Consider the following 19741-nt stretch of genomic DNA (forward strand, 5'->3'; position numbering starts at 1 on the left):
GAAACACAGATGGAAATTCGCAAGCTTGCCGCACAGGAACAACCACCAATGGATTTACTCTTATTGGCTGACCCCTCTGTCAGATTGGTGAAAGATTATTTACAAAGAGGTCAATGCTATGTCACTGTTCTGGAGGATAGCATCGTAGGGGTCTACGTCTTGATTCCAACCAGACCGGATACGATTGAACTCGTGAATGTTGCCGTCGATGAGGCCTATCAAGGCAAGGGCATTGGCAAAAAGCTCGTTCTTCATTCCATTGAAGTAGCCAAATCTCTCGGTTATAAGACGATCGAGGTCGGAACAGGGAATTCTAGCGTGGGTCAGCTCGCCCTTTATCAAAAGTGTGGCTTTCGGATGAATTGGATCGATCGAGACTTTTTCTTGCGGCATTATGAGGAAGAGATTTACGAAAACGGGATTCAAGTGGTAGATATGGTTCGCCTCTCTCAAGATATTTGAGAAGATTGTCTAGAAACAGTGTGAACCAGATGAGTATACATAATTTATATTATGTTATCTTTTTATAGGAAAAGGTGATGCCAGGTGATCACGCATTTTTCTAAGTTAACCTTAAAAACTGTGTCCATCCAAGGGGTACACCAGGTTTACGCAGACCGTCTCGGCTTTCCGATTTCATCTCGATCAGACAAACAGATTACGTTTCAAGTCACACCCGATTTTCGTTTAACCTTTGAAGAAGTGTATGAACCGATCTCCCCCGCCCATATTGCTTTTCAAGTGCCTTATTCCCTATTTCATGAATCAGCGAAAAAGATCAAAGAATCTGGTCTTTTGCTTGTTCGATGGGAGGATGGGCATGACATTGATCAAGAAAAAGGACGGATGAACCTGTATTTCCGGGATGGAGACGGGAATCTTCTTGAGATTATTGCCCACGAGTATGTGTCAGAAGAGGTCGTCCTGCCATCCACTCCCCTACACATTCTATATTTACGAGAAGTGGGCTGTCCTGTGGAAAGTGTGCCTGTTTTTACGCAATGGCTAAAATCGAATATAAGCATGAAAACCTATGAGGATGGCGAAATTTTTAACTTTGTCATCGGGGGTACGGCACATATTGTAGCCACATGGAAAAATAGACCTTGGATTCCCATCGCCATGAAAGCGTTACCACCAAAAATGCACGTCACTTTTGGAACACCTGACCAAGCGTTTCTGCAAAAAGTGCGGAGACGCTTTGAAAAAAGTAATGTCCTCTTCCATTCGGATGCTCATGAGCTTACGTTCGTCCGGGAAGGATACTCGTTTTCTGTTATCCATACACCCGATTACGCCCCCGACATCCCTAGTAAATTGCAATTACCGCTTTCTATCTCCACCTAACAAATACAGCGGCAGACGAGGACTTCAGACGTTGTCCTGACTGCCGCTGTTCTGCTTCCACACTATCCTCTGGCGACCTTTCTCTTCAAAAGTGGCTCGCGACCTTCGCGTCCTTGTGTTTTTGCAAGGTAGATGGCGTATTCAAGCGGGCGAGTAATGGCATTCTTGTACTGCCCCGTTGCCCCCATCTCCCGGAAAATTTCCCGAGCTGGTTTGGGATTCACTTCGATCAGCCAAGCGCGACCATCCACATCGATGCCAATATCCAGTCCAAATTCAACCATCCGTCCAAAATGATCCTCGAGTGTTTCCGCTGTTTGAAAAGCGAGCTGTTCGCAATCATGTACGATCTGTGCAGTGCGCTCCTCCCCAAACTTCGGTCGGAGAAATACCGAAACAGGGATAGCTTTTCCCCCGCCATGCAGATTAGAGGTGGCACTGCGTTCTGGACCCACGCGAATTCCATGACCTGTAATGCTCCATTCTCCCTGCCCATTCTTTTGAATCAATAGGCGCATGTCTACTGCACGCGAAGGAACCAGTTGCAAACGAAGTCCTTGCTGAACGATGTATTTCTCCTGTCTCGTCCATCGATCTACCCATCTCTGGGCAGCGGCTTTGTCTCTTACTACTGTGGATACTTTCGCCCTTTGCTTGTTCCGTCCGAGCAGTCGAAGTTCATCGCCACGCTTTTCAATGGACAAGATGTTTCGTCCTCCTGTTCCATTCAGTGGCTTTACGTAGAGCAATGGATGCTTGCCTAGCATGTTGACTAGGCTTTGTCGGTTGTAGAGGTGTGTCTCCGGAAGCCAGCGATGCATTCTGGGGTCCCGATGCAGCACCTCATGTACACGCCATTTGTTTGCCAAGCGATTGTTTGCGTACAAAAAATTACTCGTCCGCCGAAAGGCCACATAGTTCTTAAACGCTTGTGACGGTGTATAGCGGTATCGGTCGAAAACAGCGTCTGGACGGTCAAATATCCTTGCTTGCCAACCGCCATTACTCCCCGGGACATACCCTCTCACCTGCTTCCCGGCCCCAAGCACATCGTTTGGTGAAAACAAGAAAACGGTACAGCCTAGTTCTTGTCCAGCCTTGAGTAGTCGACGAAAATAGGTTGGCTCTGCAAAGCGTTTGCCTTCCCGCCAAGTCAAGATGCCGATTATGGGTCGTTTCAAAAGACCACCCTCTCTCGTTTCCTCCTTGGCAGTTTATTCAGTCCGTAGTCAAATGGCGATTATCTCAGCTTCTTTTCCAAGTGAAACAGATCGAGTGGCAACGGAGCCGTGACTTCGATGACTTCTCCCCCGAATGGATGCACAAATTTGAGCACTGCTGCGTGCAGCGCTTGTCGCTTAATGAGTTCGCGCTTGCCACCATACAGTTCATCCCCTAAAAGCGGGTGCCCAATATGACTGAAGTGAACGCGAATTTGATGGGTTCTCCCTGTCTCCAATTGACATTCTACTTTCGTAGCTGTTTGAAAGCGTTCCTTCACCTGATAATGGGTAATCGCTGGATCGCCGTGAGGTGTAACCCTTCTGCGCGTCCCATGATTCCGGTCTTTTCCAATGGGCTCATTGATTTTCCCGCGCTCTTTGGACATTTGTCCCGAAACATACGCGACATAGGTACGCTTGATTGTGCGCTCACGTAGCATTTCATCTAATAGTGCAGAGGCCCACGCATGCTTCGCGTACAGAACGACGCCTGACGTATCCTGATCCAGCCGATGGACATGACGGACTTTTGCTTCCAAACCTGTACGGAAAAAGTGCCCCGACACGAGATGATCCAACGTCACATGATGATATCGTTCGGTTGGATGTAACAGAAGGCCAACCGGCTTATTCACGATGAGCAAATGATCATCCTCGTACAAGATCTCGGGAACTTCACTAGCCGGATCAAGCCCCAATGGCTCAGGCTTGCACATCCGCAGGCGAATTTCCTGACCTGCTTTTCCTGCAACATGCTGAGCAACAGGTGCGCCATCCAGTAGGATTTCTTTGTATTGGAATAAAAGATGGACCTGCTTGCGAGGCAGCTTCCACTCTTCGCGCAGCAGGTTCCCAATCGGGATAGCATCGTCTTTGTCTCGTAAATGAGCAACGAGCCATTCCCCTTCTTTTTTCATGAATAACATTTCTGTCTATCTCCCTGTTCTATGTTGATGCAATTACGCTTGCTCGAGTCCTTTACTGACTTGAATAGCACGGTCCAGGAAATGCTCGATCTCCTCACGACTTTTTCCGAGCTTGCTAACAAAGCGAACCAGTTCTTTTCCATTATGGAACGCAATAAAGCTCGGAATTCCGAAGACATCGTACTTTTGGGACAAGTCCGGGAGCGTGTCACGGTTGACTTCAATCATGTCCAGCTGTTCTTTGTATTTTTCTTCCACGGCAGGCATAAATGGATCAATGCGATGGCAATCTGGGCACCAATCCGTGAAGAATTTGACGATGACTGGCTTGGTTGCTGCGATTACTTGCTCGAACTCAGCTTCTGTCTTAATTTCTCTCATGTTATCTTCCTCCCAGAATGATTTGGAAATAGTGTACCACAGGCACGGGCTGTTTGGGACGTTTAGGAGAAACAATTGCCAGCACTAACAAATCAACAAAGGGAAACCCTATCTGTTGTAACCCCAAAAATTTTAAGGTAGGTGCTACTCATGAAGAAATTCGCTGCTTTGTTGATGGTTGCATGCTTGGTAACTACTGCAATTCCTGTATCTGCTGCAACACATGACGGTCACAAAAAACACCACAAGGTACAAACAAAAGCGCATCATATGAAGACCAAAGCTCACCATATGAAAACCAAAGCACATAAAGGCAAAGTGCATATCAAGGCTTTGCCGAAAACGGGTATGGGTGGGGCTAGCAATTAAAGGGGGATCTTCCCCCTTTTCTTTGCGACCTATGAAAAAACTGCTCGGGTCCCTTCTATTCATTAGTTTGGTTACAATCGGTTGCGGCCATACAGCTAAACAACCTGTCGAAGCTCCCAAAATCGTAAATACCATGCAAAAACCAGCAGGGCCCATCCATATCAAACAAACGGTTACCGTTTATGGTCCTTCGCTGCCACCTCAACCGACGTTCCTTCCTGCCCCTCCTCTTCCAGACGGAATCATGCCGACACTTCTACATATTCCAAAACTGAACCTGCAAGCTCGTGTAGAACCGGTCGGCGTTTTACCGAATGGGCAAATGGGCGTCCCAAAGGCTTTTGATCGCGTGGGTATTTTGGCGCCATGGACGAAGCCCGGGATGAAGGGAAATGCAGTGATCGCCGGTCATTTTGATCATTATACGGGTCCAGCTGTTTTTTACCATCTGAAAAAACTAAAGCCCGGCGACAAAATCACGGTGCGTGAAGCAAAAGGAAGAACGCTAACCTTTCAGGTTCGCAGAGTAGAAAGCTTCCAGACAGCCGAAGCCCCCATCGATCAGATTTTTGGGAATGCAGAGAGCTCACATCTGAATTTGATTACCTGCTCCGGCAAATTTAACAAGAAAACACAGGAGCATGCTCGTAGGCTCGTCGTCTTTTCCGAACTTGTTCAAGATACAATGCCGCAAGATGAAAAACCCAGTGTTCGCAAATGATTGCGGCGACTGGGTTTCTTGTTTGCCTTTATATTTTGCCACCCTGCTCGATGAGACATTGAACAAATGCCTCTGCCGGACGAGACAAGGGCTTGTCTTTTCGATATGCCACCACAAGAGTCCGAGATGGCTTGGTTTTTATGCGCACATAAGTTGGTGGTTCAATTGTTCCAGGTGCGAGCGTAATCATTTTCGGCGCAAACGACAACCCCATACCTGCTGCAACAAGTGACTGAGCTGTCTGGATGTTCGAGCTCTCAAACACGATTCGCGGTCGGAATCCCGCCTGCTCACAGAGCCGGAGCGAAATCGTGCGGAAGCCTTGTCCTTCTTTTAACAGGATAAAAGGCTGATCAGCTACCTCTGCGAGATCGACTTCTTTTCGTTTCGCGAGCGGATGATTGGCCGGTACCGCTAAAAAGATTTCTTCATTGATCGCGGGGATGATTTCCAGAGACGGATCACTGATAGGCATCGTTAGTAGGCTTACATCAATTTTCCCCCGCACAAGTAGCTGCTCCAAATGACTCGACGTTTCCTCCATCAATTGCAGCTCGACACCGGGAAATTGCTTTGTAAACGTAGGCAACACCCTTGGCAGTACGTACGCCCCTGTAATCGGTAGACTTCCTACTAGCAATTTGCCGCTTTCTCCTATGGCATAAGCTCGCATTTCCCTCTCTAGGCCCTCTGACATGTCGACGAGCGTTTGCGCCACCTGTATGAAGCGCTGGCCCGCATCAGTCAGTTCTACATGCTGCGGCAAGCGATGGAACAAGCTGACACCGAGTATTTTCTCCAGCTTCGCAATTTGCTGGCTCAACGAAGGTTGGGCCAAATGTAATCGATTGGCTGCCCGAGAAAAACTGCGTTCTTCCGCAACAGCGAGTACATAACGAATTTGTCGTAACTCCATATAGACCTCCCGATAGGCAAAAACTATCCTTCTTATAATTATTATATCTTTGAACTATTCTCTTTGCCATGTTACAACCTTGTTAAGAGTTTTTTGATCGAAGGAGGAAAACATGATGACAGCCCGTACGATGTTTGAAAAGATTTGGGACAATCACGTTATTCACGAAGAGGCAGGCAAGCCGAGCCTTTTGTATATCGACCTGCACCTGGTTCACGAGGTGACTTCGCCGCAAGCTTTTGAAGGACTCCGCTTGGCTGGCCGCAAAGTCCGCCGTCCAGAGCTTACCTTCGCAACCATGGACCACAACGTACCGACTGCTGACCGTTTCAATGTCAAAGACCCGATTTCTCGTCAACAAATGGAAACCTTGACGGCGAACTGTGAGGAATTCGGGATTACACTCGCGGATCTGAACAGCCCAGATCAAGGGATCGTCCACGTCATTGGTCCTGAGCTCGGGCTCACGCATCCAGGCAAAACAATCGTCTGCGGTGACAGCCACACCTCCACTCACGGAGCATTCGGTGCCCTCGCCTTCGGTATTGGTACCAGTGAAGTGGAGCATGTACTCGCAACGCAATGCTTGCAGCAATCCAAACCAAAAACGATGGAAGTACGCGTAAATGGCGACCTGCCATTCGGTGTCAGTGCAAAAGATTTAATTTTGGCGATTATCGCAAAATACGGAACTGATTTTGCAACTGGTTACGTCGTAGAATACACAGGCGCTGCGATCCGCAACCTAACCATGGAAGAACGCATGACTGTGTGCAACATGACGATTGAGGGTGGCGCTCGTGCTGGCTTAATCGCTCCTGACCAGACTACTTTTAACTACTTGAAAGGCAAGCGCTACGTTCCACAAGGGGAAGACTTCCTTTCAGCTGTCGAGGCTTGGAAAGAGCTATGCACGGACGAAGGCGCTGCGTTTGATGCCTGTGTAGAAATCGAGGCAGCCGAGATCGCACCGCAAGTTACCTGGGGAACGAGCCCTGGTATGGGTACGAACATTACAAACACCGTTCCAAACCCTGAGTCATTCGAGACAGTCGCACAGCGCAAAGCGGCACAAGATGCTCTGGCGTACATGGACCTTGCACCTGGCACTCCTATGAGCGAAATCAAAATCGATCGCGTGTTTATCGGCTCCTGTACAAACGGTCGGATCGAGGACTTGCGCAAAGCAGCCGAGGTGGCAAAAGGACGCAAGGTCTCCCCTTCCGTACACGCGATGGTCGTTCCTGGCTCTCAGGCAGTTAAACAGCTCGCTGAGCAAGAAGGCTTGCACCTCATTTTCCAAGAAGCTGGCTTTGACTGGCGCGAATCTGGTTGTTCCATGTGTCTGGCGATGAATCCAGATATCCTTTCCGAGGGTGAGCGTTGTGCTTCTACCTCTAACCGGAACTTCGAAGGACGTCAAGGACGCGGCGGAAGAACGCATCTGGTTAGCCCGGAAATGGCAGCAGCAGCAGCTATCGCAGGCCACTTCGTCGACGTACGTGAATGGAAAAGCGAGAACGCTAGCAAGGAGGTATTCCAATGAATCCATTTGTCATCCACACCGGAGCGGTAGCCCCACTCGATCGTGTAAACGTAGATACCGACGCAATTATCCCTAAGCAGTTCTTGAAGCGCATTGAGCGTAGCGGTTTTGGTCAATTCCTGTTCTACGAATGGCGCTTTACTGTCGATGGTGCGCCAATCGATACGTTCATTCTGAATACGCCTGCGTACAAGGAGTCTACGGTCCTTCTTGCCCGCAACAATTTTGGCTGCGGCTCCTCTCGTGAGCATGCCCCATGGGCTCTCCTTGATTATGGCTTCCGCTGTGTGATTGCTCCATCCTTTGCGGACATTTTTTACAACAACTGCTTCAAAAACGGCATCCTGCCGATCAAGTTAAGTGAAGAGCAAGTCGATGAGCTGTTCAATCGTGCTCAAAACAAGCCGAACTACCAGCTGACCATCGATCTGCAAGAACAAGTCGTACGTGACAGTGAAGGTCTCTCCTATCCGTTCGAGGTAGACTCCTATCGTCGTTACTGCCTGCTGAATGGTCTCGACGATATTGGAATCACGTTGCAGTATGAAGATAAGATCACTGCATACGAAGCAAGTCGTTAATTTACCATCCATAGCGTAGCGCATAGAAAAAGCGAAGGCATCCACTATTGTGTCCCTTCGCTTTTTCTATGTTTGTCCTATAAATGAATATACATGTGGTTCTCATCAAAGTATTGATCGCCGATTTTCAGTGCCCGCTTCTCTAAACCGTATGGGAGAAAACCCATTTTTTCATAGAGATGAATGGCACCCGGATTGGTCGTGACGACAGCGAGCTGTACCGTATCAATATCTCCCCGCTTCTTCAAATACGCGAGCTCAGTCTGCATGAGTGCTTGCGCGACACCCTTCCCCCGATACGCTTCACGCACGTACATGGAGACGATAGATGCTTTGTGTCTTGCTTTCATCCCTCGGTGGCGGAAAAAACCAATGATGCCAGCCAGATGTCCTTCCACAAAAGCTCCAAAATAGCCGCTATCCCCCGCCTCTCCTTGCGAAAGTCTTCTCAGCCACTCTTCCCCAGGCATTTGAATTTCCTCTTCATAGGTAGAGCCGAATGCATCTGGATCAGTTTGCAGCCCTTCCAGTCTAATTTTAATTAGCTCATCTGCATCATCTGGTGCCAAAAAGCGAACTTCCATTCTAAGCTGCACCTCTCCTATTTTTAATTTCCACTTATCTTAGTCAAGAGTTGCTAGAAAGTAAAGAACTATCTAAAAAAAATAGACCAGGAGCATCTCCCTGGCCTATGAACCTCTTCCTATGCAGTTCCAGACTGATTGGCGTTACTTTGCCCAAACAGCTCCAGTGCTTGCTCCCGCAGCTTGAACTTTTGAATTTTACCGGAAGCGGTCATCGGATATTCGTCTACAAACTGTATGTAGCGAGGGATTTTGTAATGAGCGATCTTCCCTTCGCAATAGTCCCGTACCTCATCCTCCGTCAACGTTTCGTGAGGCTTTACCCGAATGCACGCCAATACCTGCTCGCCGTATTTAGCATCAGGTACACCTACAATCTGGACATCCAACACTTTTGGATGTGTATAGAGGAATTCTTCCACTTCACGAGGATAAATATTTTCCCCTCCGCGAATGATCATGTCTTTAAGCCTGCCAGTAATCCGATAGTAGCCTTCTTCATCGACGGTTGCCAAGTCTCCGGTATGTAGCCAGCCTTCCTGATCGATCGCTTTCACTGTCTCCTCAGGCATGTTGTAATAGCCTTTCATGACCAAATATCCTCGGGTGCACAGCTCGCCTTGTACACCTAGTGGCAAAATGTCACCTGTCGCCGGATCGATGATTTTTGCTTCTACCTCTGCATGGAGACGACCGACAGTGGATACTTTTCGCTCGAGGGAATCCTCTGGCACAGTCTGTGTGATGACGGGAGAAGCTTCTGTTTGTCCGTACGCAATCGTAATGTCACGGATTCCCATTTGATCGACAACCTTCTTCATAACCTCAATCGGGCATAAAGAACCGGCCATGATGCCTGTTCGCAGCGAGCTCAGGTCACGCTCAGCAAAAGTCGAATGGTTCAGCTCGGCAATAAACATGGTGGGTACACCGTACAGTGCTGTGCAGCGTTCAGCCTCTACAACCGCAAGTACCACACCGGGATCAAAGGCGATGACAGGAACCATCGTCGCACCAGTTGCTACACATGCCAAGGTCCCCATCACACAGCCAAAGCAGTGGAAAAACGGAACAGGAATGCACACCTTATCCTCTAACCCGAGCCGCTGACATTCCGCTACCTTGACGGCATTGTTGACGATATTGACATGCGATAGCATGACTCCCTTTGGAAAACCAGTCGTCCCGGATGTGTACTGCATATTGATGACATCATCAGGGGAGAGCGTCGCCTGACGCGCGATCCGCTCTTCTTCCGTGACCAATACAGCACGTTCGAGTAAATCACTCCACAAAAACATTCCGGGTTGTCGCTCATTCCCTAGATAGATCACATTTTTTAAATGCGGAAACCTTTTAGATTGTAGCGCTCCTGGATCACATGTCTGTAACTCTGGGCAAATCTCTTGAATCATGGAGAGATAATTCGCATCGCGATAAGAATCCATTAAGAGAAGCGTCGTCGACTCGGATTGACGCAACAAATATTCTAGTTCATGTACCCGGTAGCTCGTATTGACCGTTACCAGTACACCGCCCATTTTCGCCGTGGCAAACTGGGAAATCACCCATTCTGGCACATTGGTTGCCCAAATCGCGATATTGTCCCCTTTTTGAATGCCAAGAGACATAAATCCCCGCGCTGCCTGATTGCATATCGCTTGAAATTCCCCAAACGTATAACGGAGCCCTCGTTCGTGATAAACCAGCGCTTCCTTTTCCTGATATTTACTGGTTGTGTCGTCTAACATATTGCCGATTGTGGTCATATGAATCATACAAGCACCCCCCAAAACATTCAGACTATTCTGTAGGATTCTTCTTTTACGCCACAATCCCTTCTTTTTCCATTATCGTCCTATACCCATTCGTTCTTGTGTTCTTTGATAAAGGCAATGTCCTCTTGATAGTGAAGAATATGACCTTCTTCGACCATCTTTTGAAAAGCAGCATCGCCTTCACTGGCTTTTCTGGCAATGGTTTTGCATAGTCCTTCTAAGCGAAGCAAGACCATTTCTAGCGTACCTTCCTTCATTTCCATCCCGTACGATTCAAAAAACATGGCCACTCGCTGTTTTCGCTGATTGGCATGCAGCAGTGATTGATAATGGATTTTTTCTCCGGATTCCGTTAAAGAAAATCTACTCAAAGGCACGCAGGTATAGAGCGTATAGGCGATATCCCAAAGTCTTGGACCCGGAGCCGCTAAATCAAAATCGATAATGCCAATCGGTACTTCTTGATGGAAAATGATATTGTACATAGCAAAGTCGTTATGACAGATGATCTCACACGGGCCAGGAGTGTGATCCAACGAATGCCACTGATCATCGAAAGGAAAATCACTCACAGAATCATGATAAAGCCGAAGCATTTTCGCAATTTCTTGTAACGCTTCGTTTGCATGCATATATTCCTTCCAAGGATAATGACCTGCCTCTCCTTCAATAAAGGACAGGATTTCTCTCCCCTTTTCATCCATGCCTAAAAATTTCGGCGCATTCGGATAGCCTTTTCTTTCCAAGTGCTTCAATAAATCATGGATGTTCTTGCTTCCTGGCTTTACTTCCCTTCTAACTGTATGGCCAGAACGGTAAACGTTCGTGACGTTTCCGCCCGCTAATAATTCTTCTTTCGACGATGACGATTTTGACATTGCATGAACGCTCCTTTCTTTTGACGAAAAAAGAAAGCGTCCCTGTTGTGGAACGCCATCTACTTTACTGCACAACGATTTTTTTCGTAACCTCTACCTTGTATGGCAGGTGGTTGCTGTAGTTGAGCTCTACCCGAATTTCATGCTCTCCCTTGGGCAACTTTTTCAGTAAAAATTCTGGTTGATAAATCATCCCTTTTGGCTCGCCATTCAGGTATAAATGTGCGTGCCCCTCACCAAAGACTGGTGCCTCTGCCAATTCTCCATTGTCCTGAACAAACGTGAAGTTCTCTGTAAGCAAGGATACTTCTGCCGTCGTCCCATCCATCTTGACCTCCATATTCAGCGCTGGCTTTTCTGACCCTGCTGGCTGGTTCATGGGTGCCGTCGCTGTAACAGAAGTAGTTGGATCTGACGGTCGATAAGAGTCAGAGACGCTCAGAGGGTCTTTGACCAAAAGTACGATTCCCGCCACTAGTACTACAAGAAAAACGATTCCACCCAAAATGAGATTGCGCATACTGATAATAAAGACCTTCATGTCTCTACTCTCCCTTTCGCAAGTGCTTGTCACTTATTTGTACATGCATATGCGAGAGTGAAGAGAGTTAGAAGCAAAAACTTTTCTAGTAGTTAACGATAGTTAATAAATTGTACTTCCAATGGCAGATCAGCCTTGCGAATCGCGTTGATGATTTGCTGTAATTCATCTTTGCTTTTTCCCGTCACGCGAATCTGATCGTCTTGAATCTGTGTTTTTACTTTGACCCCTGTATCTTTGATGATGCTGTTGATCTTTTTCGCATTGTCTTTGTCGATCCCCTGCACTAGCTTGACACGCTGACGGACAGTACCACCCGCTGCCGGTTCAATTTTGCCGTAGTCGAGGTTTTTGATCGGGACATCCCGTTTGACAAGCTTCCCAAGTAAAATGTCTTTTACCTGACTGAGCTTGAAGTCGTCATCGGAGACGAGAACGAGCTCTTCCTTTTCCAAGGAGATGCTGCTCTTGCTCCCTTTGAAGTCAAAGCGATTTTCTATTTCTTTTAATGCGGTCTGAATCGCATTGTTCACTTCGGACAACTCTACTTTGGACACGATATCAAATGAGCTCTCTTTACTCAAAGAAATTCTCCTCTCTTTTATTAGATCGCACGGATCAAGCCACCATCGACGAGGAAGGATTGACCTGTCACGTAGCTGTTTGCTGACGAAGCCAAGAACGTCACCATGCGAGCAAACTCGTCAGGCTGACCGTATCTGCCCAATGGGATTTGCTTCTCCCAATTTTCTCTTACTTCATCTGCACTGATGCTCTTCGCCTCTGCGGTAAGCCCATCCAATTGTGCCACACGATCCGTCGCAATTCTGCCAGGCCCGATGGTATTAATCAGAATCCCATCTGGTCCAAGTTCTGAAGAAAGCGTCTTGGATAGGCCCAATACCCCTGTACGAAACGTATTGGACAAGAGCAAATTCTCAATCGGCTGTTTAAAGGACGAAGACGCGAAGTTGATGATTCTTCCAAATTGGTTCGCTCGCATATGCGGCAAAACAGCACGAATGGCCCGTACATAGCTGAGCAAATTTAGCTGGAAGGCTTGCATCCACTGTTCGTCGGTGAGCTGATCGAATCTGCCTGTCGCTGGCCCGCCTGAATTGTTGATTAAAATATCGACGCTGCCAAAATGCTTGACCGTTGCTTCGACAACTCGCTTTATGTCTTCTTCCTTTGTCACATCCACTGTTACGGCTAGAGGTGATTTTCCAGTAGCCTGTTCGATCTCAGCACGAACGATTTCCAGAGCAGCTTCATCTCTACCACATATCGTGACATTCGCTCCTTCTTGGGCGAGGCACTGCGCTGTTGCCTTCCCCAATCCTTTTGATGAGGCGAGTACTAGAGCCGTTTTTCCTTGCAAATATAGATCCATGTGCATGCTCCTTTCATGGTTCACTTTTGTATGTATCTTGATCTCTTTATTCTACAGAACTTTCAGACGAAGGAAAAGCAAAAGAGAAGGGGTACAGCACATACTCCCCTTCTCTTGCGAATCGCTATACCTCTGTCGGAGGTACGTTCTTATCTTTATTTTGTTTTGCTTCTCGTTTCGCTTCGCGCTTCGCCTGGCGAGCCTCTTTGCGCTCCTGTCTTCTTGCCTTCGCCCCCTCAAACAGGGAGTACAGAACTGGAACGAGCACCAATGTCACGATTGTGTGGAAAATCAAGCCGGAGATAACGGCTGTTGCGAGTGGAGCTTCCAAATCAGAGCCTTCCGCCATTGCAAGACCCATCGGTAGCATCCCGAGAATCGCCGTCAACTTCGTCATGATAACGGGACGAATACGTTCTTTCGTTCCTTGGATAATCGCCTCTGCGGTTTCCATTCCACGTTTACGCAGCAGGTTGATCCTGTCGATCAAGAGGATCGCATTGGATACGACGATACCGACAAGCATGATAATCCCGATCATCGCCATTTCACCGAATGTCCGCTGCGTAAGGACGAATCCAAGCACAACACCGACCAAGGCCATTGGAATCGTCAGCATGATGATAAACGGTTGGGACATCCGCCCGAACTGGGCAACCATAATGACGTAAATCAGAGCCAGAACCCCCAAGAATACGAAGATCCCCTGGTTTATATTCGTGCTTTGCTCTTTTAGCTTACCGGCAATTTCCACCTTATATCCTGCTGGTACAATCACGTTTGGCAATTTCTCATTAATCTCACGGCCTACTGGGCCTAAATCACTTCCCAGCATCTCAGCAGAAACCGACACGATACGTTCGCCTTCTTTACGCTCAATCGTGATCGGAGACTTACTGTACTCCATATCTACCAGATCTGCCAAAGGCACTGCTGCCCCGTCTTTCGATGTCACCATAATCGTTTTGAGCTGATCCGGGTGCTTCAGCCAGTTATCCGGCATCTTGGCAACGATGTTTACTTCGATTCCATCTTGTGTGATGGACGTAATTGGTTGGCTGCCAATTAACACGCTCAGTTGTTGCAAAAGGGAACGGTGATCTACATTCAGTCTGGTAAGCGCTTCTTGTTTTGGCAGCAACGTAACTTTTTCTTTTCCTTCTTTAAAATCGTTGCGAATGTTGGTGAGCCCGTTGATCGTGCCAAGCATCGCTTCCAGATCGGTTGCGATCTTCCGCATGACTTCCATGTCATCCCCGTAAACATCCAGTTGGATCGGGCCGCTTCCCCCTTGTTGTCCGAAAGACATGGAGACGGAATCGATTCCTGGGGTCGCATTCAGGCGCTTGTTAATATCCTCATTCAAAGCGTCCTTTTCACGTGTTCTCTCCGTCTTCGGAATTAAGGAAATGAACAATGTTGCTTCTTCCTTGGAAGTGAAGAAGAATACATCCTTGATTTCCGGGATCTCCCGCATAGATGTTTCCGCGGTGATGGCTGCTTTTTGGGCTGTTTCCAACGTAGTACCGATTGGCATTTTCATAGTGACAAAGACGATATTTTCATTTGGGTTAATTCCTTGACCCATTTTCATAAAAGGTGTGAGGAAAGCAGAACCAACCAGCAATGCTACTGCGAGTAAAATTGTTTTCATTCGATGTCTAATCGCTACATGTAAAATACCGCTGAATACACGAATGATAAAGTGTTCCTTGCCTTCTCCTTCTAGTGAAACGTGCTTATCCTTCTGCAAGAAGCGATTGGAAAACACGGGAACGAAGAAGAAAGCAGCGATCGTCGATGCAATAATGGCAGCGGATACCGTAAAGGCGATTGTGGCTAAAACCGGTTTCAGCCAATCTTCAAAATCGGCAAAGACAAGTGGCAAAAAGACGATGATGATCGTGAGCTGCGAGGTGAACACAGGTGTCAAAACTTCTCTCGTTCCTTTAATAATTGCCTGCTTCAGCTCTTCGCCCTTTTCCCGGTAGTGATAGATACTTTCCAATACGACGATGGCGGCATCGACGATCAAGCCGACTGACAAGCTAAGTGACAGCAAGCTGATCATATCGATGTTGTAGCCTGCGAGTTTCATCGCGATGAACGTCATCAACGCAGAGAGCGGCAGCGTCGTAGCGATAACGAGTGTGACCCTCCAGTTGCGAAGGAAGACGAACAAGATGATGATCGCAAGCGCCCCACCAATCATGACATCCCGGCTGAGGTTGCTCACGGCATGCTCGACAAAGGAAGCTCCTTCGAACATGACTTTGATGTTGTATTTGCCGTTTGCTTCTGTGTTAATTTTGCGAACGACTTCTTCTACATTCTTTTGTGTCGTGATCAAGTCATAACCGTCTGCCCGCGTCACGCTGAGTTGAATAAACACAGAACCGTTTGTCAGGGCGACGAAGTCTTTTACTTTTCCACGCAAATCTTCAATTTGTGCCAGTTGATTCAGAGAAACGGTTCCTCTCGGTGTATCAATTGGCAGAGCCTCTATTTCCTGTGGAGTCTGATAAGTATTGTCAATCATGACAACCGTATCAAATCCCGTGTTCTCCAGTGTACCAATCCCTTGCTTCCAGTTTGTATCCTGAAGCTGTGAAATGATAGCCGCTGGCGTTGTTTGATAGGCATTCAATCGCTGTGGCAAAAAGGAAATGGTAATTTTATTCTCGAAGCTTTTCTCTTCTACGATTACTTCCTTGACGCCCTCGACTTCTTCAATGCGATCCTTGATTGAGGTTTTTGCCAAACTCAGCATGGTCTTTGGCTCTGCTCCCACGACGGCAAAATCAATCATTTGATCGCTACCCATATTACTCTGGAAGATATCTACAGAGTCAACGGCTTTCGGAAAACCGTTTCGGAGACGGTTAACGGCATTTTGTACATCTTGCTTAACCTGCTCGCCTTTGCCTTCATTTGCAGAAACATTGATTCTGACAAAACCTGCACTTGTTGAAGAAGAGTATTTTTTAATATCATTAATCGATTTTAGTTCTTGCTCTACTTTCTTCGTTACTTTTTCTTCCATCTCTTCTGGTGGCAGTGCACCACCGGAAATTCTTACGTTAATATCAGGGAAGTTCGTCTTTGGAACGAGTTCGATATTAAAGCTGAATAAGGACCCCAAGCCTGCAATGACGAGCAAAAATGTAAACAAGTAGACGATTAGCTGTCTTTTCAGCAAAAAGAGAATCATCTTGTTCATGCAACTATTCTCCCTTCGCCTCTACTTTTTGCCCTTCGACGTAGAATGTAATTCCACTGCGCAGGAGCTGGTCGCCTTCTTTCACTCCAGATACGATTTCGATGGAGTCTCCGACCAATTGACCGGTCTTCACTGGTTTTTTTACTGTCAGTCCATTCTCTACTGCCATCACGTAATGGTCGGTTTGACTCACGCCGACACTTTCCAGCGGCACGAGGAAGCCATTCACTTGGCGCGGCACCTCAATTGTTGCGGCCATTCCTCCACGCCAGTAACCATCTGCATTCGGAATCGTGATCTCGACGCGGTACTTCCCTGTATCCTTGTTCACAACTGGAGAGATAAATGCAATGGTTCCTTCACTTTTCTTACCATCGTCCGCCAAAGCCTGCACCTTTGTTTTCTCACGGAATTGGCCGATCAATTCATTGGAGACATCCAAGGTTACTTTAACTTCAGACAAGTCGACAATACGAATAATTTCTTGACTTGGAGAAGCCTGCTCTCCGATTTGCAGCTTTACATCCACGACTGTTCCTGCGAATGGCGCCTGAATTTTCGCATCATCCAAGCTCTTCTTCGCACGGTCTACACCGCCGGCAGCGGCTTTAATCGATGCATTGGCGACCATGACATCTTCTGGTTCCGCTCCTTTTTGCAGCTCATTCAGAGACAGCTGAGCGTCACGCAGGGTAATCTCTGCTTGCGTAACAGCCCGTTTACTTGCATTTATTTCGTTTTGCGAAATGGCTCCGCCAGCAAACAGCTTCTCACTTGTTGCGAGGTCCTGCTTTGCTTTATCCAAACTGTCTTGCGCACTTTTTACCTGCAAACGCTTCTGCTCAAGTGCTTCTGCTGTCGCGCCCTTTAACGTCTTGATTTTCCGCGCTGCTGCTTCCTCTACTTGCCCCTGTGCTGCTGCAATTTCTTTTTGGGTGTAACGCGTATCCAATGTGGCCAATAACTGACCTTGCGCGATTTTTGCTCCTTTGGTCGCGGAGATCGCTGAGATCGTTCCGCCTGTACCAAACGACAGTACCGCTTCCCGCTTAGCTTCCACCATCCCTGTGACCGCGAGCATCACTGGCTTTGTTGCTTTTTGTACCTTTACAACCTCTACTACCTTCGCCTTTGCCTCTGTCTGCTGCGGTGCCTCTGGTGCTGGTGCTGAACAACCTGCTGCGACCAACATTACCGAAGCCAGAATAATCGATGCCCGTTTTTTCACAAGAATTCCTCCAAATTTTCACAATCATTCCTCATGGCGTAATTGTGCCAGTTTTTACCTCTGCTGCAAAACAGTCAGCGGGTGGAAATTCATATCCGCCCCGAGACGGAGACCAGCACCTCCCAGCGCATAAATAAATACGCAAGAAAACTGGGAAAGTTACCTTTTATTGGACGATTTTATAGAAAAATTTACAAAAAAAGCAGCCAAGTCATAGACTTGAACTGCCTTTTGGATTTGATCCATGTTATTGTTCGATCAGTTGTTCCAGTTCTTCGAGCAATTCCTTGAATACACTTAATGCTTCTGCAATCGGTGTTGGCGAAGTCATGTCTACGCCTGCGCCCTTAAGCAGATTGAGCGGATAATCTGAGCTACCGCCCTTGAGGAACTGCAAATAACGATCCACGGCTGGCTGGCCTTCCTCCAATATCTGCTTGGAAAGAGACGTCGCGGCAGAGAAGCCAGTCGCGTACTTATACACATAGAAGCCTCGATAGAAATGAGGAATCCGCGCCCATTCCAAATCTACCTCGCTGTCTACGACCATATCCGGGCCGTGATAGGCAACATTGAGCTCACGATAAATGGTACTGAGAGATTCCGATGTCAGCGGCTCTCCCTGCTCTTCTTTTGCGTGCACAATTTTCTCAAACTCAGCAAACATGGTTTGACGGAATACCGTTCCACGGAACTGCTCCAGGTAATGATTAATCAAGTACATGCGCTGTTTCTTGTCAGTCGTCGTCTCGAGCAAATGATTCATCAGAAGTGCTTCGTTCAATGTGGAAGCCACTTCTGCTACGAAAATCTTGTAATCGGCATACGTGTAAGGCTGTGCGTGATTGGAATAGTAGCTATGCAAGGCATGCCCCATCTCATGCGCCAACGTAAACATGTTGTTGACATTGTCATGGTAGTTCATGAGCACAAATGGATGTGAGGTAAAGGCGCCCCATGAATAGGCTCCGCTTGTCTTCCCTTCGTTTTCATGCACATCGATCCAACCGTTGGAAAAACCTTCTTCCAAAATGCGACCGTACTCCTCACCCAGAGGATGAAGGGCTTCTTTAATCGTTGAGACAGCCTGATCATACGGGATTTTCATGTCCGTCTCAGGTACGATTGGCACGTACAAATCGTACATGTGCAATTCATCTACGCCCAATAATTTTTTGCGCAAAGCAATGTATCTGTGCATGAGCGGAAGATGCTCATGGATCGTTGCAATCAGGTTATCGTAAACAGGGAGCTCCACATTATCGGCAAACAAGGCTGCGTACAGGGCAGACGGATATTTTCTCGTCCGTGCGTAGAAAACATCCCCTTTGATGGCAGATGTCAACGAAGCTGCGATTGTATTGCGGAACTTGCCATACGTGCTGTACAACGCCTCGAATGCTTCTTTGCGCACGCGTCGATCTTTGCTTTCCATGAACTGCGTATAGCGTCCCTTGGTCAGCTCGACTTCTTCGCCATTTTCATCCGTGATCATCGGAAATTTCATGTCAGCGTTGTTGAGCATCCCAAAAATTTTGGAAGGAGAAGACACAAGTTCGCTCATATTTGCCAGCAATGCTTCTTCCTCGGCAGACAGCGTATGTGGCTTGAAGCGAGTTATCTCTTCCAACAAAATGCGGTAGTGCTCAAGACCTTCTACTTCTTTGATCCACGTTTGCAAGTCTTCCGTGGAAATCGCCAAAATCTCTGGCTGTATGTACGAAATGGAACCATATACTTGCGTGCTGAGGCTGGTCGCCCTGTCAGTCAGCCCTTGATACTTGCTGTTCGCATTGTCTTCGTCTCGACGCATACGTGCATAGACGTACACTTGATCAAGCGTCTTCAATAATTCATCTTGCAGAGTCAACACGGCCAGCAAATGTTTTCCGGAAGTAGCTAGAGAGCCTTTCATTGCTGCGATTTTTTCTGTGAGCTGTTTTACTTTTTGTACGTCCGCTTCCCAATCATTATCAGTGGGATACATGTCCTCAAGACGCCATTTGTATTCAGCGGGGACGTCACTGCGTTTCGGCAGTGTTTTGCTTTTATTCACCGTGATCACTCCCTCGTTATTTATGTAAGATGAAATGGTCAAATCATCCATAT

19 protein-coding genes are annotated in these 19741 nt (G+C 47.4%); 6 read left to right on the forward strand and 13 right to left on the reverse strand.

Translation table 11 applies throughout. The annotated features are described in order from the left end of the window. The first annotated feature begins 9 nt into the window (after positions 1-9). Together POF51_RS03640 and POF51_RS03645 are read left to right on the forward strand one after the other, a co-directional pair. Complete coding sequence (locus POF51_RS03640; RefSeq protein ID WP_069845280.1) at positions 10-462, forward strand: GNAT family N-acetyltransferase; 453 nt, start codon at positions 10-12, stop codon at positions 460-462. An 84-nt stretch (positions 463-546) separates the two neighbouring features. Beyond that, positions 547-1347, forward strand: coding sequence for a VOC family protein (locus POF51_RS03645; RefSeq protein WP_069845281.1), 801 nt, complete (start codon positions 547-549; stop codon positions 1345-1347). A 62-nt stretch (positions 1348-1409) separates the two neighbouring features. Here POF51_RS03645 and POF51_RS03650 read toward each other — a convergent pair whose 3' ends face one another. From POF51_RS03650 to POF51_RS03660, 3 genes are read right to left on the reverse strand one after another with little or no spacing between them, the layout of a single operon-like run. Continuing rightward, positions 1410-2528 (reverse strand): YheC/YheD family endospore coat-associated protein, encoded by a 1119-nt coding sequence (locus tag POF51_RS03650; protein WP_271753904.1) that lies wholly within the window; start codon positions 2526-2528, stop codon positions 1410-1412. Positions 2529-2587: 59 nt separating this feature from the next. Further along, entirely contained in the window at positions 2588-3496 is a 909-nt protein-coding gene (locus POF51_RS03655) for an RluA family pseudouridine synthase (RefSeq protein ID WP_069845283.1), read from the reverse strand. A 33-nt stretch (positions 3497-3529) separates the two neighbouring features. Continuing rightward, complete coding sequence (locus POF51_RS03660; protein WP_017248178.1) at positions 3530-3877, reverse strand: thioredoxin family protein; 348 nt, start codon at positions 3875-3877, stop codon at positions 3530-3532. Positions 3878-4027: 150 nt separating this feature from the next. Between POF51_RS03660 and POF51_RS03665 the strand changes: the two genes are divergently transcribed. Together POF51_RS03665 and POF51_RS03670 are read left to right on the forward strand one after the other, a co-directional pair. After that, the gene (locus POF51_RS03665) at positions 4028-4246 is read left to right on the forward strand and encodes a hypothetical protein (RefSeq protein ID WP_017248177.1); all 219 of its coding nucleotides are present in this window, start codon (positions 4028-4030) and stop codon (positions 4244-4246) included. A 31-nt stretch (positions 4247-4277) separates the two neighbouring features. Further along, positions 4278-4967: a class F sortase gene (locus POF51_RS03670; protein WP_069845284.1), complete on the forward strand. Its 690-nt coding sequence runs from the start codon at positions 4278-4280 to the stop codon at positions 4965-4967. 28 nt (positions 4968-4995) lie between these two features. On the opposite strand, the gene POF51_RS03675 is transcribed toward POF51_RS03670, so the two are convergent. After that, the gene (locus POF51_RS03675; RefSeq protein ID WP_069845285.1) at positions 4996-5883 is read right to left on the reverse strand and encodes a LysR family transcriptional regulator; all 888 of its coding nucleotides are present in this window, start codon (positions 5881-5883) and stop codon (positions 4996-4998) included. A gap of 115 nt (positions 5884-5998) precedes the next feature. Here POF51_RS03675 and leuC point away from each other — a divergent pair, with 115 nt between their 5' ends. Then, on the forward strand, positions 5999-7429 hold the full coding sequence (leuC, locus tag POF51_RS03680; protein ID WP_069845286.1) for a 3-isopropylmalate dehydratase large subunit: 1431 nt from the start codon (positions 5999-6001) through the stop codon (positions 7427-7429). Further along, positions 7426-8010: a 3-isopropylmalate dehydratase small subunit gene (gene leuD, locus POF51_RS03685; protein ID WP_017248173.1), complete on the forward strand. Its 585-nt coding sequence runs from the start codon at positions 7426-7428 to the stop codon at positions 8008-8010. Before leuC ends, leuD begins: the two co-directional genes overlap by 4 nt. Before the next feature lie 77 nt (positions 8011-8087). On the opposite strand, the gene POF51_RS03690 is transcribed toward leuD, so the two are convergent. The 9 genes from POF51_RS03690 to pepF all read right to left on the reverse strand — a co-directional run bounded on the left by POF51_RS03690 (position 8088) and on the right by pepF (position 19739). Then, a complete protein-coding gene (locus POF51_RS03690) occupies positions 8088-8594 on the reverse strand; it encodes a GNAT family N-acetyltransferase (protein WP_069845287.1) in 507 nt (168 codons plus the stop codon). A 119-nt stretch (positions 8595-8713) separates the two neighbouring features. Beyond that, positions 8714-10372, reverse strand: coding sequence for an AMP-binding protein (locus POF51_RS03695; RefSeq protein WP_271753919.1), 1659 nt, complete (start codon positions 10370-10372; stop codon positions 8714-8716). Positions 10373-10452: 80 nt separating this feature from the next. Then, the gene (locus POF51_RS03700; protein WP_069845289.1) at positions 10453-11250 is read right to left on the reverse strand and encodes a phosphotransferase; all 798 of its coding nucleotides are present in this window, start codon (positions 11248-11250) and stop codon (positions 10453-10455) included. Between the two features lie 64 nt (positions 11251-11314). After that, positions 11315-11791 (reverse strand): hypothetical protein, encoded by a 477-nt coding sequence (locus POF51_RS03705; RefSeq protein ID WP_017248169.1) that lies wholly within the window; start codon positions 11789-11791, stop codon positions 11315-11317. Positions 11792-11883: 92 nt separating this feature from the next. Further along, entirely contained in the window at positions 11884-12375 is a 492-nt protein-coding gene (locus POF51_RS03710; protein ID WP_069845290.1) for a YajQ family cyclic di-GMP-binding protein, read from the reverse strand. Positions 12376-12395: 20 nt separating this feature from the next. Further along, positions 12396-13184 carry an SDR family oxidoreductase gene (locus POF51_RS03715; protein ID WP_069845291.1) on the reverse strand — a complete coding sequence of 263 codons (789 nt, stop codon included), beginning with the start codon at positions 13182-13184 and terminating at the stop codon, positions 12396-12398. A gap of 124 nt (positions 13185-13308) precedes the next feature. Further along, on the reverse strand, positions 13309-16404 hold the full coding sequence (locus POF51_RS03720; protein WP_069845292.1) for an efflux RND transporter permease subunit: 3096 nt from the start codon (positions 16402-16404) through the stop codon (positions 13309-13311). A gap of 4 nt (positions 16405-16408) precedes the next feature. After that, positions 16409-17632 (reverse strand): efflux RND transporter periplasmic adaptor subunit, encoded by a 1224-nt coding sequence (locus POF51_RS03725; protein WP_069845293.1) that lies wholly within the window; start codon positions 17630-17632, stop codon positions 16409-16411. A gap of 247 nt (positions 17633-17879) precedes the next feature. Beyond that, on the reverse strand, positions 17880-19739 hold the full coding sequence (gene pepF / locus POF51_RS03730; protein ID WP_069845294.1) for an oligoendopeptidase F: 1860 nt from the start codon (positions 19737-19739) through the stop codon (positions 17880-17882). Positions 19740-19741 lie beyond the last annotated feature (2 nt).

Origin of the sequence: Brevibacillus sp. AG (assembly GCF_028369215.1) — a bacterium.
Lineage (GTDB): Bacteria > Bacillota > Bacilli > Brevibacillales > Brevibacillaceae > Brevibacillus > Brevibacillus porteri.